This is a genomic window from Streptomyces sp. GESEQ-4, from assembly GCF_017948455.1.
GTDB lineage: Bacteria > Actinomycetota > Actinomycetes > Streptomycetales > Streptomycetaceae > Streptomyces.
In genome coordinates, this window is the sequence record NZ_JAFFSU010000009.1 from 110,188 (window position 1) to 124,248 (window position 14,061).

Genomic DNA, 14,061 nt, shown 5'->3' on the forward strand with positions numbered 1-14,061 from the left:
GCTCACCGTGCGACCTGCCACACGGTGTTCGAAGCCTCGTACGAATCACGTGTTCGATCACTGCTAGGCTTCCGCATCTCGACCGGATGATCTCCGGACGATCACACGTCTTCCACATGCCACGCAGAGCCAGGAGAGGTCGCCCGTGGGCACAGTCGTCGACGACGCAGCCTCCGTGGAGTTCCATGCCTTCTTCGAGCGCCACTACGCCGAACTGTCCCGTCTCGCCCACCTTTTGACGGGTGAGTCGGACGCCGCCGACGATCTGGCGGCGGACGCGCTGCTGGCGCTGTGGCACCGCTGGGACCGGGTGCGCGCCGCCGACCACCCGGTGGCCTACGCCCGCGGAGTCGTCGCCAACCTCGCCCGCACCCGGATCCGCAGCGCGGTCCGCGAACGGCGGCGGGTCGCCCTGTTCTGGTCGCAGCGCGAGGAGAAGACCGAGAACCCGGACGTCGCGGGCGTGGTCGATGTCCAGGAGGCGTTGCGTAGACTTCCGTTCCGCAAACGGGCCTGTGTGGTGCTGCGGCATGCTTTCGACCTCTCGGAGAAGGACACGGCGCTCGCCCTGGGGATCTCGGTGGGTACGGTGAAGAGCCAGACCTCGAAGGGAATGGCCGAGCTGCAGAAACTGCTCGGCGCTCAGGGTGCTCCGCCCAGGGTGCACGCGGCAATGGCGCGCACCAGTGACGCCGGAGGGAGGAACCGATGACCATGCGGCGGGACGTGCACGACGAACTGCGCTCCCGGCTGCACGAGGCGGCCGGACAGCACGAGCCCGACCGCGCGCGCATCCTGGCCCGCGTCGAGCGCGGCATGACCGAGCAGACCCGGCCGGACCATCGGGCCACCCGTCCGCCGGTCTTCGGCTGGGTGCGGGTGGTCAGCGCCACCGCGGCGGTCGCGAGCGTGCTGGCGGTCGGCGGGTACGCGGTCGCCTCCGCCGTGAAGGACGAACCCTCCCCGCAGCAGGAGGTCGCCGTCTCGGCGACTCCCACGCCGTCGCCGGACGCGACGAGCCGCGCACCCGTCCCCCCGGTGGACCCGACGCGGAGCGCGCCGCCGAAGTCCGGGGAACCGAGCACCCCCGAGTCGGCGTCCCCGTCCGCGCCCGCCACCACCCTGGCGCCCGCGAACGGCGAGAAGGACGGCCCGCTCTGGTCGGACGGCTCGGTCGACCCGCACAGCAACGACTTCTGGGCGCAGAGCAATGTGACCGTCCGGACGGACGAGCAACTCACCGCGCTGACCGTCCAGTTGAAGGTGAAGCAGACCGGCGGGGTGAGCTCCACCGGCGCCTGGCGCGCGCTGCCCGAGCAGGACTTCACCCTCACCGCCGGCGAGCAGGACGGCTTCCTCGTCTACACCTGGGTCCTCAAGGAGGGCCGTACGGTCCCGAAGGGCGAGTGGGTGTTCGCCGGGCAGTACAACCATGAGCGCGGCGGGCGCGACGCGGGGGACGACGGCTACGCGGCGACGGCCGCCGCAGGGGGCCAAGAGCTGTCCGTGGCAGGCGACTTCGCCCCGCACGAGGGCGACGAGTCGGCGTCCGAGGGCGATTCGTAAAAAGTTCCGAGGACGCGGCAACCTTTCCCGCAGGCGTGGCGACCGGGAGACGTAAGGATCCCAGCACGAAGGGCCTGACCCCTTGAGCACGCACAAGAAGCACCTCACACGCAGACGCGTGCTCGGGGCCTCGGCGATGGGTGTCGCCGCCACCGGTGCCGCCGTCGCGGGCGGCACCGGCCTCCTCCCATCCGCGTCCGCGGCGACCTTCGGCTACCAGGACGACGGCTCGAACTACGTGATCGACACGGGTGCCTCGCTGGTCTTCAAGGTCTCGAAGTCGACCGGCGACATCACGTCCCTGGTCCACAAGGGCAAGGAGTACGAGGGGTACGGCGGCAGGCACTCGCACGTCGAGTCCGGCCTCGGCGCGTCGACCGTCACGATCAGGCAGACCGGGTCGACGATCCTCGTGAAGGCCGTGCACGGCGTGATCACCCAGTGGTACGCGGCCCGCAGCGGCCAGAACAACGTCTACCTGTGGACCGACAAGGCGGACGCCTCCTTCACGGCGACCCGCTACCTCGTCCGGCTCAAGCCCGGGATCTTCCCGAACGAGGGACCGGACACCTGGATCGAGGCCTCGGACAAGGTCATCGAGGCGGGAGACGTCTGGCGGCGCGCGGACGGCACGACCCACTCCAAGCACTACTCGGGCAAGCGGGTCATCGACTACGACCACGTCGGCTTCACCACCGGCTCCGTCGGCCTCTGGCTCGTCCGCTCCAACCACGAGAAGGCGTCCGGCGGCCCGTTCTACCGCTCCCTGCTGCGCCACTCGAACGACCTCGGCGTCGGCCTCTACGAGATCCTGCACTACAACCAGTCGCAGACGGAGGCCCAGCGCTTCGGTCTCCAGGGCCCCTACGTCCTGTCCTTCACGGACGGCGGTGCCCCCGCGTCCTCGCTGTTCCACGCGAACCTCGACACCTCCTGGGTCGACGGCCTCGGCATCACCGGCTGGGTCGGCAAGGCGGGCCGCGGCAAGGTGGCGGGCGTCGGTCTGAAGGGCATGGACGCCAAGTACCCCTACACGGTGGGCTTCACCAACAAGGACGCCCAGTACTGGACGAAGGCCGCCGCCGGCACCGGCGCCTTCTCCTGCAAGGGGATGCTGCCGGGGACGTACACACTGACCGTCTACAAGGGCGAACTCGCCGTCCACACCCGGGAGGTGAAGGTGACGGCGGGCGGCTCCACGGCGCTCAACACCCTCACCCTCACCGGCGACCCCTCCGCCGCGCGGACCGTCTGGCGGCTCGGCGACTGGGACGGCACGCCCGGCGAGTTCAAGAACGCCGAGCTGATGACGTACGCGCATCCGTCCGACGCCCGCGCGGCGAAGTGGACGGGCAACGTCACGATCGGCAGCGGCGGCGAGGCCGCGTCCTTCCCGGCGTACATGTGGAAGGACGTCAACGACGGCGTCCTCGTCTACTTCAAGCTGACCGAGGAGCAGGCCGCCTCCGCGCACACCCTGCGCGTCGGCGTCACCACGGCCTACATCAACGGCCGGCCGCGGGTGACCGTGAACGACTGGGTTTCGGCCATCCCCACCGCTCCCACTCAGCCAACTACGCGCTCTCTCACCACGGGTTCGTACCGAGGGCACAACCACACGTTCACGTTCAACGTCCCTAGTAGTGCGTGGAAGACGGACGTGAGTCAGTACAACGTCCTGAAACTCAACATCGTCAGTGGTTCGACCGGCTCGGCCTACCTCAGCCCGGGCACGTCGTTCGACTGCATAGACCTGCTGATCTGAGCCCCCCTCGATCAGCAGACGCCGGCCCGAGCCCCCCTCGGCCGGCAAAGAGAGGCCCCGCCGGTGACGACCGGCGGGGCCTTTCGGTGTGTCCGGTTCAGTTCATCGGCGACCCGATGGCCGTGGAACCCGTCGTCAGAAAGGTCGTCGACGGCAGCGAGCCGTCCGCCTTACGCGCCCCGTACGCCGTAGCCGCATCCGTCGACTTGAAGCCCGGCGTACTCACCCCGCCGTCCCAGTTGTTCGCGGCGCACACCGTACGGGAACCCACCTTCGACAACCCGCCCTTGTTGCCCACCGCCAGATTCCGCGCCAGCCGCGCCTTACCCGTGGCGAAGTAGAAACCGGCCTCGGCATTGGCGTACGCGGTGTTGCGGTGCAGCGCCATCGCGCCGGTGTTGGAGTTCTCGGTGAAGCCGTGCAGCGTGTTGCCCCAGGCCGCGTTGTTGTTGACGACATGCGCGACCGTGGCGCCACCGCCACCCAGCTTGAACCCGTTGCCGTTGCCCTCGAACGCGGAGTCGCCCCACCGGTTCTTGCCGTTGCCGAAGGCCCAGGCGTGGTCGATGGTGACCGGCGAGGAGAACTGCCACAGGTCGAGCCCGTCATCCGAGTTGTTGTAGAGGCGAGCGCCCGTGATCCTGTTGCCCGTCCCGGAGCCGAACTTCACGGCGATCCCGTCGGCGTTCTGACCGTGCCCGGCCGGGTCGTAGTTGCCGTGACTGTCCAGGTTCTGCACGAGGTTGTCGCTCGTGCCGTCGCCGCGCAGGGTGAACCCGGAGTCGCCGTTGTCGGCGGTGACCAGGTTCTTGAAGACACCGCCCACGGACGACGTGGCGACGAAGCCCTGGGCCGGGGAGTTCTGGAAGGTGAGGTTCTGCACGGTCCAGTGGTCGCCGTAGATCCCGGCCAGCCAGGAGCCGTCGGGCAGCTTGGAGCCGTCGATCTTCACCTTCTCGCTGCCGTAGGCCCGCAGAGTGATGCGGTTCGAACCGGTGCCGTCGGCCGTGGACTTGAGGGTGGCCGTCGGGTAGTACGTGCCGGCGCGCACCTGGATGACGGTGCCCGCGGCGGCGCGTGCGACGGCCGACTCCAGCTGGGCGGTGCTGGAGACGGTGACGGTCGTCGCGGCTGCCTGGGCGCCGCCGTTCGACAGTCCGAGGTAGACGCCGCCGGCGCCGGCGGAGACGGCCACCGCCGCCGCGATCGAGAGGGTGCGCGTTCTGCGGTGGCGTCCGGTGCTGAGCCGCACGGGGCGTTCCTTTCCTGGGGGATGGGGACGCGATGCAGTCGCCGCCGTGACCGTAAGAGGTTGCCGTGTCCCTGGCGAAAGCGACCGAAACTTTCGCCACCCTTCATCTCACGCCTACCGATTGACGTGCTGTTTCCCACTGGTAACACTCCGAAGGCGCCGCATCATCCAACAGAAACGCCCACACTCCTACAGGACTGCCCATGCGCCCCAGAGCCGTGCTCGTCGCCTGTCTCGCCCTCCTCCTCACCCTCATCACCGCCCCCGCCGGCACCGCGCAATCAGGAGCGCCGCCCGTGAGCAAGTCCAAGTACGCCGGCTATCTCTTCGCCTACTTCACCGGCGAGGGCACCGCCGACGGCGAGCAGATCCGCTACGCCCTCAGCCGCGGCAACGATCCCTTGCACTGGCGGGAGTTGAACGCCGGAAAGCCGGTGCTCACCTCCACCATCGGCGAGAAGGGCCTGCGGGATCCGTTCGTGATCCGCGCCCCCGAGGGCGACAAGTTCTACATGATCGCGACCGATCTGCGCATGTACCAGAACAGCAGCGGCAGTTGGGACCACGTCCAGCGCCACGGCAGCAAGTCCATCATGGTCTGGGAGTCCACGGACCTGGTGAACTGGACCGACCAGCGCCTGGTGAAGGTGTCCCCCGACAACGCGGGCAACACCTGGGCCCCTGAGGCCTATTGGGACGAGAAGCTCGGCGAGTTCGTCGTCTTCTGGGCCTCGAAGCTGTACGCCGACGACGACCCGGACCACACCGGCTCGACGTACAACAAAATGATGTACGCGACCACGAAGGACTTCCGTACCTTCAGCGAGCCCAAGGTCTGGAACGACCCGGGCTACTCGGTCATCGACTCAACGGTCGTGAACCACAAGGGCACGTACTACCGCTACACCAAGGACGAGCGCGACCCGAACTCCTCCAGCCCCTGCGCGAAGTTCATCACCGGGGAGAAGTCGCGGACACTGACCTCCACGAAGTACGACTTCGTCGCGGACTGCATCGGCAACGGGGCGATGGACCGCGGTGAGGGCCCGACGGTGTTCAAGTCCAACACCGAGGAGAAGTGGTACCTGTTCATCGACGAGTACGGCGGCCGGGGCTACATCCCCTTCGAAACCACCGACCTCGACTCGGGCAAGTGGACCCCGTCGCAGAACTACCAGCTGCCCACCAGCCCGCGGCACGGCACGGTCATGCCGGTGACGCAGAAGGAGTACGACCGCCTGCTGGCCGCGTATCCCGCGAGCCCCACCTCGATCGTCGACGTGACGGCGAAGGACCAGGAGGGCTACGCGATCGTCACCGAGGCCGCGAACAAGGTCGTTCTGCCGATGGAGCCGAACGCCGACCTCAGGCGCCTCGCCCCGAAGCTGGCGGTCGGCGCGGGCGCCAAGGTCAGCCCGGCCTCGGGTACGCGCCGCGACTTCCGCAAGCCGCAGACGTACACCGTGACGGCGGCGGATGGGACGAAGCGCAAGTGGACGGTGGAGGCGGTGCCGACCCGCAGTCCTGTCCTGCCCGGCCTGTACGCGGACCCCGACGTCAAGTACATGAACGGCCGCTACTGGATCTACCCGACGACGGACGGCTTCCCCGGCTGGAGCGGCACCAAGTTCAAGGCGTTCTCCTCCAAGGACCTGGTGCACTGGAAGGACCACGGCGAGATCCTCGACCTGGGCCCTGACGTGTCCTGGGCCGACAAGAACGCCTGGGCGCCGGCGATCGCGGAGCGGGACGGCAAGTACTACTTCTACTTCTGCGCGGAGCAGCAGATCGGCGTCGCGGTCGCGGACTCCCCCGCCGGCCCGTTCAAGGACGCGCTGGGCAAGCCGCTGGTCGCCAAGGGCGGGCAGTTCCAGGGCCAGATGATCGATCCCTCGGTCTACACGGACGACGACGGGAAGTCGTACCTCTACTGGGGCAACGGGCGCGGCTACGTCGTCCCGCTGAACGACGACATGGTGTCCTTCGACGCGACCAAGGTGAAGGACATCACCCCGGACAACTTCCGCGAGGGCGCCTTCGTGATCAAGCGCAAGGGCACCTACTACTACATGTGGTCCGAGGACGACACCCGCAGCGAGAACTACCACGTCGCGTACGCCACGGGCCCGTCCCCGCTCGGTCCCTGGACCAAGAAGGGCACGATCCTCTCCAAGCGGCCCGAGTACGGCATCAAGGCCACCGGCCACCACTCGGTGGTGAACACCCCCGGCACGGACAACTGGTACATGGTCTACCACCGCTTCGCCCTGAACGGCCCCGGCAAGGCGGGCGGCGACGGCACCCACCGCGAGACCACCATCGACCGCATGGAGTTCGCGGCCGACGGCACGATCAAGCCGGTGGTGCCGACCCTGGAGTCGATCAGGCCGGTACGGAAGTAGCTCACTCACAGGACGGTGTCGAGCCAGGCGAACACCTCGTCCTGCATGCGGTCGTCGAAGACATGGCCCAGGTCGGGCCATGTCTTCAGCCGCAGCCGCTCCTCGGCGTGGCGCGAGCGCCAGACGGCGGTCAGCTTGTCGTGGGCCACCCGTACGCCGTCGGCGGGGAAGAGCGGGTCCAGGGCGCCGCTGAAGAAGAGCATCGGCCTGGGTGCGGCGATGCCCGCCACGTCGGGGTAGTCCAGGAACCGGGGAAGCCCGGGGTGGAGCATGTAGTACGACGACTGCCCGCGCAGCGTGTTGTTGCCGGGCACCATCATTTCCTTCAGGCCGGTCATCCAGCAGACGGCCGCGGTGGCCGCGACGGAGTCGGTCAGCGCGGCCGTCTGCCAGGCGCGATAGGCGCCCATGGAGAAGCCGAGCGTGGCGACCGTGCGCACGTGGCGCAGGCCGGCCAGGAAGTCGGCAGCGCGAGCGTCCTCACGGGCCATGAGCCCGGCGAGCGAGGAGCCGAGGTGGTAGAAGGTGCTGGCCAGGGCCTGCTGCTGGTCATAGGCGAGGGGCCCGCGGTCGCCCCAGCCGGGCGCGTCCAGGCAGAGGACGACATACCCGCGCCGGGCGAGTTCGTCGCCGATGAACCTGCCGCTGAAGTGCCGATCCGCCCAGGCCCACGCGGAGGCGAGCCGGGTGTCGTCGTACCAGGGCCGGACCAGCTTCTCCTTCCCGATGTCGAACGTGGCCCCGTGGTCGTGCAGCAGCAGTACGGCGGGGAAGGGCCCGGGGCCGTGCGGGGTGAGCAGGACACCGCGGACGCGTTCGTAGCGGGTGAGGGAGAGGGAGACCAACTCCCGCGTGCAGAAGGCGTCTTGTACGGCGTCCGTGACCTCGGGCGCGTACGGGACCCCGTCCTGCCGCCCGACAACGAGCAGTTCCTCCACCTTGGCCCGCGCCGCCCGCCGCCACTCCTCGAAGTCCCGGATCGGCGAGGTGCCCCAGGCGAGCGGGAAGCGCAGGTCGTCCTTGAGGGTGGAGTGGAACTCAGGCAGCGGGGCGCCAGTCACGGAGGTACGCCTTCCGAGTGTGCGACTCGGCTTCATCGGCGCTGAGTTGGGGACGGTTCTCCGGGACGCTGATCACGGCGCCGGGGCCGGTGTTGCGGTACTCGGCGAACCGCTGGTCCTGCCAGGGGAAGCCGGAGGCCATGTTGGTGTAGGGCGCGGCGGCGTCGATGCCCGTGCCCATCCAGGTGTCGCGCACGACGAGGGCGGGCCGCGCCGTGGTGTCGGAACTCGGCACCCAGGGCCGGGCCAGCTTGTACGCCCCGTCCTCCGCGCCGCTGGTGATACGGCACTTCACGGCCAGGTAGCCGTACGGGTTGGCACGGGCCGTGGACGGCGCGAACACCATGCCCTTGGGCGTGAAGTCGACGTCCCGGGCCAGCGTGTGGAAGCGGCAGTGCTCGTACACGGCGGTGGCCCGCCCGAAGACGAAGTCGACGTCACCCTCGGCGTAGCAGTGCGCGAAGTACTGCCGAGCGAAGGTGCCGAGCGCCATCGAGTCGGCGTACAGCGTGTCCTGATGTCCGAGGAACCGGCACCGCCAGAACGCCGAGCGGTCGCCCTGCACCTTGATGGCGACGGCCTGGGTGCCGGTGATCTCGGGGTGGTCGGCGCGGAGCCAGTCGTTGGCGAAGGTGATGTCCCGCGCGGTGAACCCGTCGGCCTGCACGGTGGTGGTGGCGGACCCGCTGGTGCCGTACGTGCCACCGCCGGGCTTGGGAGTGCCCGCCGCGTTGTCGTACACGATCACGACATCGCGGGGGTTCTCCGAGGCGCCGATCCAGGTCGCTTCCGTCCGGGTGGCGTCGACGGCGACCGTCTCCCGGTAGGTGCCGGGTGCCAGGACCAGCGTCCAGCCGCTGCCGGTCGCGGCGTTCACGGCGGCCTGTACGGAGGTGAAGTCGCCCTGGCCGCGCGGGTCGACGTACAGAGTCTTCGGGGTGAGGCGGGCGGCCGGTGAGCCGTATCGGCCGAACGGTCGCGGTCTGCCGCCTGCCCGCGCGGGGGCGGAGGCGAGACCGAGGGCGGCGCCCGCCGCGGCGGACGCCATGAGGAATCCTCGGCGGGACAACGGGAACTGCGAGGGCATACGGGTACTCCTTCGCGGTGCGGCTCGTGTGGGGAGGGTGGGCAGGCGGGGCCGGAGGGGTGCGGCCCCCCGGCCCGTCCGCTCGCTCGCGCTCTTGGGTTCAGCGCAGGCGGCCGGCGCCCGCGCGATGGGCGACGATCCCCGGCACCGCCTTGGGGTGGTCGACCTTCGTCCGCAGGGTCGGCTTCCAGCCGGCGCCGGACTGGAGGGTCTCCTGAGGGATCTCGGCGTTGTGGACGGCGATGAGGTCGGTCCGCTTGCCGTTGACGTAGTTGTTCTCGGCGGTGAGCGGTGACTCGTTCCACTTCTTCAGCGCCTTGCCGACGCTCGCGCCGGGCGGCAGCGTGATCGCATTGTCGGTGGCGTGGAGTTGCGAGGAGATACCGACGCCGAAGATGTAGTAGTCGTCCTGCTGTTCCTCGTTCACCACGTAGTGGTTGTTGTAGACGTCGACCTGTCCGAACCGCACGCGCGGGGAACGCTGGAGGATCCCGTCGAAGCGGTTGTGGTGCATGGTGACCTTGAGCTTGCCTGCGTCGATGGCGGCGAGGCCGTCGCCGTTGCCGATCAGCATGTTCTTGTCGTGGTTCTCGTAGCGGTTCCAGGACACGGTCACGTAGTTGGAGCCGCGCACGATGTCGGTCAGCCCGTCGTGCTGCTGGAAGACCTTGCCGAAGTAGACGGGCCGCTCACTGTCGGGGAAGCGCCCGTCGGTGAACGTGTTGTGGTCGAGCCACACGTGGTCCGTGCCGTAGACGACCACGGTGTCGTACTCGGAGTTCCAGTTGCCGGTGTTGTCGTCGTCGGTCGGGTCCCACTTGGGGAAGCAGTCGAGTGGGGCCTCGATGGTGAGGTTGCGCAGGATGACGTTCGAGACACCGAGGATCTGGAGGCTGGCGCCGAGGATGGCGGAGTTCTTTCCGACGCCGACGATGGTGGTGTTGCCGGGGATGAAGGCCTTGATCTCCGCGTTCTGGTTGGCGGCGGAGGCGACCCGTGCGTCCTCCTGCGGTCCCATGGCGACCTTGTCGTTGCCGTAGACGGCCGGGTCGTAGTCCTTGAGGTACTGCTGGAGGTCGTAGCCGTCGGTGACGAAGGCCTCGCAGCCCTGGGAGACGGCGTCGATCACGCCCTTGACCTTGATGATCTTCGGTGCGTCTCCCCCGTCCTGCAGCGCGGCCTTGAACTCGGCCCACGTGGTGACGGTGTAGACGTGCTCGGCGTCGGCGGCGGATCCACCCGTGGTGCCGGCGCCCTCCGAGCCCCATCCGTCGCCGGCGGCGAGGGCCTCGCGGCCGAGGTCGCGGGGCTTGGCCTGGGCGGTGGGGCCGGTGAGGGTGAGAACGAGGCCGGTACAGCCGACGACAGCGGTAATGGCATGGGCATGCCATTGGCGGGTACGCATGAGTGCGGGTCCCTTCCAGAACATTCGAGTACGGGGGCGCCCCTTCAGGGGCGCGGGGAACTGCGCGACCAGCCCCAACGGGCCCGCAGTCGCGACACGGCTGTCACCCACCACCCCCTGGCGGGGGCCTGGGGCGCAGCCCCTACACGTTGGGCCACGTGATCCAAGACTCCGGAATCTCGTCGTCCAAGCGACGCACGTCCCGCCGCGCCAACACCCGGCGGTGCAGCAACTCCCCCGCGACCAGCCGGGCCACGGCAATCGCACCCGGCGGATTGAAGTGCGTGTTGTCCTGCTCGGTCTCGGTCCAGTTGAAGTACTTCTTCGTCGCCTCGACCCCGAGCCCCTGCCACAACGCGAGCGACAGCGCCTGAAGGTCGAGCAACGCCACCCGCTCCTCCTGGGCCAGCGCCCGCATCGCCGCCGGATAGTCGCCATGACTGGGCACGGCGTTGCCGCCCACATCGAACCGACGCCGCTCGACGGCCGTCGCCAGCACGGGCCGCGCCCCACGCGCCCGAGCCCCGTCGACGTACAACCGCAGATACTCCTGATACGTCGACCAGGGCTCCGTGTACCGAGTCGGATCGTCGGCCTTCTCGTCGTTGTGCGCGAACTGGATCAGGAGGAAGTCACCGGCCCGAATCTGTCCGAGGACGACATCGAGCCGCCCTTCATCGACGAAACTTTTCGAACTCCGGCCGTTCACCGCGTGATTGGAAACGGGCCGGTCCTTGCGGAGGAAGAAGGGAAGCGCCATTCCCCACCCGGTTTCCGGAGCGGCGGCGGCGTACTTCTGAGCGGCGGTGGAATCACCGGCGATGAAGAGGGTGCGGGGTCGGCGTCCGGATGCGTGCGCGGTACCGGTCACCGCAATCGGAACGACCCCAAATGCAGCAGCAACCTGTCTACGACTGAGAGACACAACGGTGCCCTTTCAATAAGGGGAAGATCACCCACCCAGGGGCGCGGGGCTGTATCGATTTGCGGCTCCGCCGCGTGGGCGCGACCAGCCACAACAGCCCCGCAGCCCCCCACAACCGAAACGCACCGATCTCTCAGCCGTTCTGTTCCTTCCACTCGGCCTGAGCCTCGTTCAGCTGGTCAGCAAGCGTGTCCAGAAAGTCCTTCGCGCTCATGTCCCCGAGCAGCACCTTCTGGAAGTTCGGCTCGTTCTCCGCCTTGGAAATCGTGTTCCAGTCCGGCAGGTAGTACGGCAGCTGCACAATCGTCGTCGACCCGTCACTCAACGCCTGCGCAGCCAGTTTCGTGGGCTCGGCCTCGGAGATCCACGCGTCCTTGGCCGCATCCGTGTTCGCCGGCACCTGCCCCGCGGACTTGTTGAACTTCGAGTTCTCCTCGGGCGACGTGGCGAACTCGATGAACTTCCACGCCGCGTCCTTGTTCTTGGAGCTCTTGAACAACCCCAGCCCGTCAACGGGGTTGGACACCTGGACCCGCTTGCCGCCGGAGCCGATCGGCTGCGGAATGCCCCGGAACTTGTCGACCCCGAGCGCCTTCACATGATCCTGGTACGACCCCAGGTTGTGGTTCAGCATCCCGATCGTGCCGGAGTCCCACTGCGCGACCATCTTCGTGAAGTCGTTGTTGAGGTCGGCTGCCGGAGTGACCTTCTTGTACAGCGCCGCGTACTTCTCCAACGCCGCCACGTTCTTGGGGTCGTTGACGGTCGTCTTCTCACCGCTCGCGTCCCAGAAGGACGTGATCCCGGACTGCCCGTACATCGCGTCCAGCGCCTGCGCGATGGAGCCGGCGCCACCACGAATGGTGTAACCGAACTCGTTCTTCCCGGAGTTGGTCAGCTTCTCGGCGGCCTTGTAGAAGGCATCCCAGGTGAGCGGCTCCTCCAGCCCGGCCGCCTTGAACAGATCGGTGCGGTAGTACAGGACACCGTTGTTCGCGGAGGTCGGAATCGAGTACAGCGCGTCGTCCCCGCCGCCGGCGGCCTTCAGCGACTCGACCATGTCCTCGTTGAGCTTGCCGTTCAGCGAGGACTTGGCGAGCCGGTCGTCGAGCGGCTCCAGCGCTTTCTGCGCGGAGAACCCGGCGAGCATGGCAGCGCCGACACCGCCGACGTCGGGCAGGCCGTCGGCCTGGATCGCGGTGTCGACCTTGGACTGGTACTCGGTGGAGGCGATACCGACGTACTCGACGTCGATGTCCGGGTTGGCCTTCTCGAAGTCGGCGATGATCTCTTTCCAGATGTCGGTGCGGACACCGCCGTTGTTGTCCCAGAAGACGACCTTGCCCTTGCCGCTGCCTTCCGCGCCCGTGTCACCGCCCGTCCCGCTGCCGTCGTCACCGCAGGCGGTGGCGGTCAGCGCGAGCACTGACCCCAGGGCGACCGCGATGGCCGCGCGCCTGCTTCTGCGAATACTGATCTTCATGGTCGGCTCTCTTCTTCTGGATCCAGCGGAGTTATGAAGTTGTGGGGGTCTGAGTCGGCTCAAGCGCCACCCCGATCCGCTCCTGCGGTCCGGAGAACCGCTTCACGATCGCGGGCACGGCGGCGGCCGGGTCGAGCCGGTAGTCGTAGAACTCCCGCGGATCGAAGGCCGCACCCCACGTGTCGTGCCGCCCCGTGGTGTTCTTCAGGATCGACCCGCGCTGCACCAACTCGGCGGTGGCGTCGGCCTGGTAGGGGTGCTGGACGTCCTGGTAGTAGGAGTTCTCGATGACCATCCTGGTCTTGCCGCGTGACCAGTTCCCGTACGTCCACACGGGGTCGCCGGGATCCACCTGTGCCGTCAGGTAGTTGTTGTAGAGGTGCGCGTACGCGGCGTTGTCGATGGACGGGTTGCGCTGCTTGGTGTGGGCGAACCAGTTGTGGTCGATGGTGATCTGCGTCTTGACGTTCGTGGTCCAGCCGAGCCCGAACGTCTTGTTGTTGTTCTCGAACCGGTTGTAGGAGACGGTCACGTACTCGCTGTCCTTGCGGACGTCGAGCTGTCCGTCGCAGATGTTCGAGAAGCGGTTGTGGTCGACCCAGACGTGCTGGACGGTGTCCATCTGGATGCCGTCGAAGTCGGTGTCCTTGCAGTCCCAGTTGCCCTCGATCGCCGAGTCGCGGATCGTCATGTTGCGGATGATCACGTTGTGGGTGCCTGGGCTGAGATGGAACTCGCCCTGCACCAGCTCACCGCTCGCGCCGACCCCGACGATCGTCTTGTCCGAGGCGACCTCGACGCTCGCGCCGAACGGCTGAGCCGTGATCGTGCCCTTGACCCGGATGATGTACGGCTCCTCGGCGCCCGCGTACTTCATCAGCGAGGCCTGGTCGGTGACGGTGACGACCTTGCCGCCCGTGCCACCGGTGGTACCGCCGGCGAGCGAGGCGAACCCGTGCGGCTGGTCGCTCCAGCGGGACCAGGAGGCCGGGGCGGCGGCCTTCGCCTCCCCGACGGATCCGAGGCACAGGGCGGCGACCAGGCCCATCACCGCGGCCAGGACGAGGCCGTACCCCGGTCTCGAAGAATGGGGCAAGCGCTTGCTATGGAGGCTG

Annotated in this window: 11 protein-coding genes; 4 read left to right on the forward strand and 7 right to left on the reverse strand. The window is 68.1% G+C overall.

The features are described from left to right. The first annotated feature begins 145 nt into the window (after positions 1 to 145). From KCH48_RS19275 to KCH48_RS19285, 3 genes are all read left to right on the forward strand, one after another. On the forward strand, positions 146 to 712 hold the full coding sequence (locus tag KCH48_RS19275; RefSeq protein WP_210575673.1) for a SigE family RNA polymerase sigma factor: 567 nt from the start codon (positions 146 to 148) through the stop codon (positions 710 to 712). Next, a complete protein-coding gene (locus KCH48_RS19280) occupies positions 709 to 1,566 on the forward strand; it encodes a hypothetical protein (protein ID WP_210575674.1) in 858 nt (285 codons plus the stop codon). The genes KCH48_RS19275 and KCH48_RS19280 overlap by 4 nt, the downstream gene beginning before the upstream one ends. A gap of 82 nt (positions 1,567 to 1,648) precedes the next feature. Continuing rightward, a complete protein-coding gene (locus tag KCH48_RS19285; protein WP_210575675.1) occupies positions 1,649 to 3,331 on the forward strand; it encodes a rhamnogalacturonan lyase B N-terminal domain-containing protein in 1,683 nt (560 codons plus the stop codon). Between the two features lie 97 nt (positions 3,332 to 3,428). On the opposite strand, the gene KCH48_RS19290 is transcribed toward KCH48_RS19285, so the two are convergent. Then, positions 3,429 to 4,583 (reverse strand): right-handed parallel beta-helix repeat-containing protein, encoded by a 1,155-nt coding sequence (locus tag KCH48_RS19290; protein WP_210575676.1) that lies wholly within the window; start codon positions 4,581 to 4,583, stop codon positions 3,429 to 3,431. 203 nt (positions 4,584 to 4,786) lie between these two features. Here KCH48_RS19290 and KCH48_RS19295 point away from each other — a divergent pair, with 203 nt between their 5' ends. Further along, the gene (locus tag KCH48_RS19295; protein ID WP_210575678.1) at positions 4,787 to 6,985 is read left to right on the forward strand and encodes a family 43 glycosylhydrolase; all 2,199 of its coding nucleotides are present in this window, start codon (positions 4,787 to 4,789) and stop codon (positions 6,983 to 6,985) included. A gap of 5 nt (positions 6,986 to 6,990) precedes the next feature. On the opposite strand, the gene KCH48_RS19300 is transcribed toward KCH48_RS19295, so the two are convergent. From KCH48_RS19300 to KCH48_RS19325, 6 genes are all read right to left on the reverse strand, one after another. Further along, on the reverse strand, positions 6,991 to 8,082 hold the full coding sequence (locus tag KCH48_RS19300) for a dienelactone hydrolase family protein (RefSeq protein WP_210575680.1): 1,092 nt from the start codon (positions 8,080 to 8,082) through the stop codon (positions 6,991 to 6,993). Next, positions 8,024 to 9,133 carry a pectinesterase family protein gene (locus KCH48_RS19305; RefSeq protein WP_210575681.1) on the reverse strand — a complete coding sequence of 370 codons (1,110 nt, stop codon included), beginning with the start codon at positions 9,131 to 9,133 and terminating at the stop codon, positions 8,024 to 8,026. Before KCH48_RS19305 ends, KCH48_RS19300 begins: the two co-directional genes overlap by 59 nt. A 100-nt stretch (positions 9,134 to 9,233) precedes the next feature. Further along, a complete protein-coding gene (locus KCH48_RS19310) occupies positions 9,234 to 10,538 on the reverse strand; it encodes a polysaccharide lyase family 1 protein (protein ID WP_210575682.1) in 1,305 nt (434 codons plus the stop codon). 142 nt (positions 10,539 to 10,680) lie between these two features. Next, positions 10,681 to 11,463, reverse strand: a complete 783-nt coding sequence (locus KCH48_RS19315; RefSeq protein WP_210575683.1) for a rhamnogalacturonan acetylesterase — start codon at positions 11,461 to 11,463, stop codon at positions 10,681 to 10,683. 133 nt (positions 11,464 to 11,596) lie between these two features. Continuing rightward, positions 11,597 to 12,946 (reverse strand): sugar ABC transporter substrate-binding protein, encoded by a 1,350-nt coding sequence (locus KCH48_RS19320; RefSeq protein ID WP_210575684.1) that lies wholly within the window; start codon positions 12,944 to 12,946, stop codon positions 11,597 to 11,599. A 31-nt stretch (positions 12,947 to 12,977) separates the two neighbouring features. Further along, positions 12,978 to 14,042 carry a polysaccharide lyase family 1 protein gene (locus tag KCH48_RS19325; RefSeq protein WP_246885537.1) on the reverse strand — a complete coding sequence of 355 codons (1,065 nt, stop codon included), beginning with the start codon at positions 14,040 to 14,042 and terminating at the stop codon, positions 12,978 to 12,980. Positions 14,043 to 14,061: the final 19 nt, after the last annotated feature.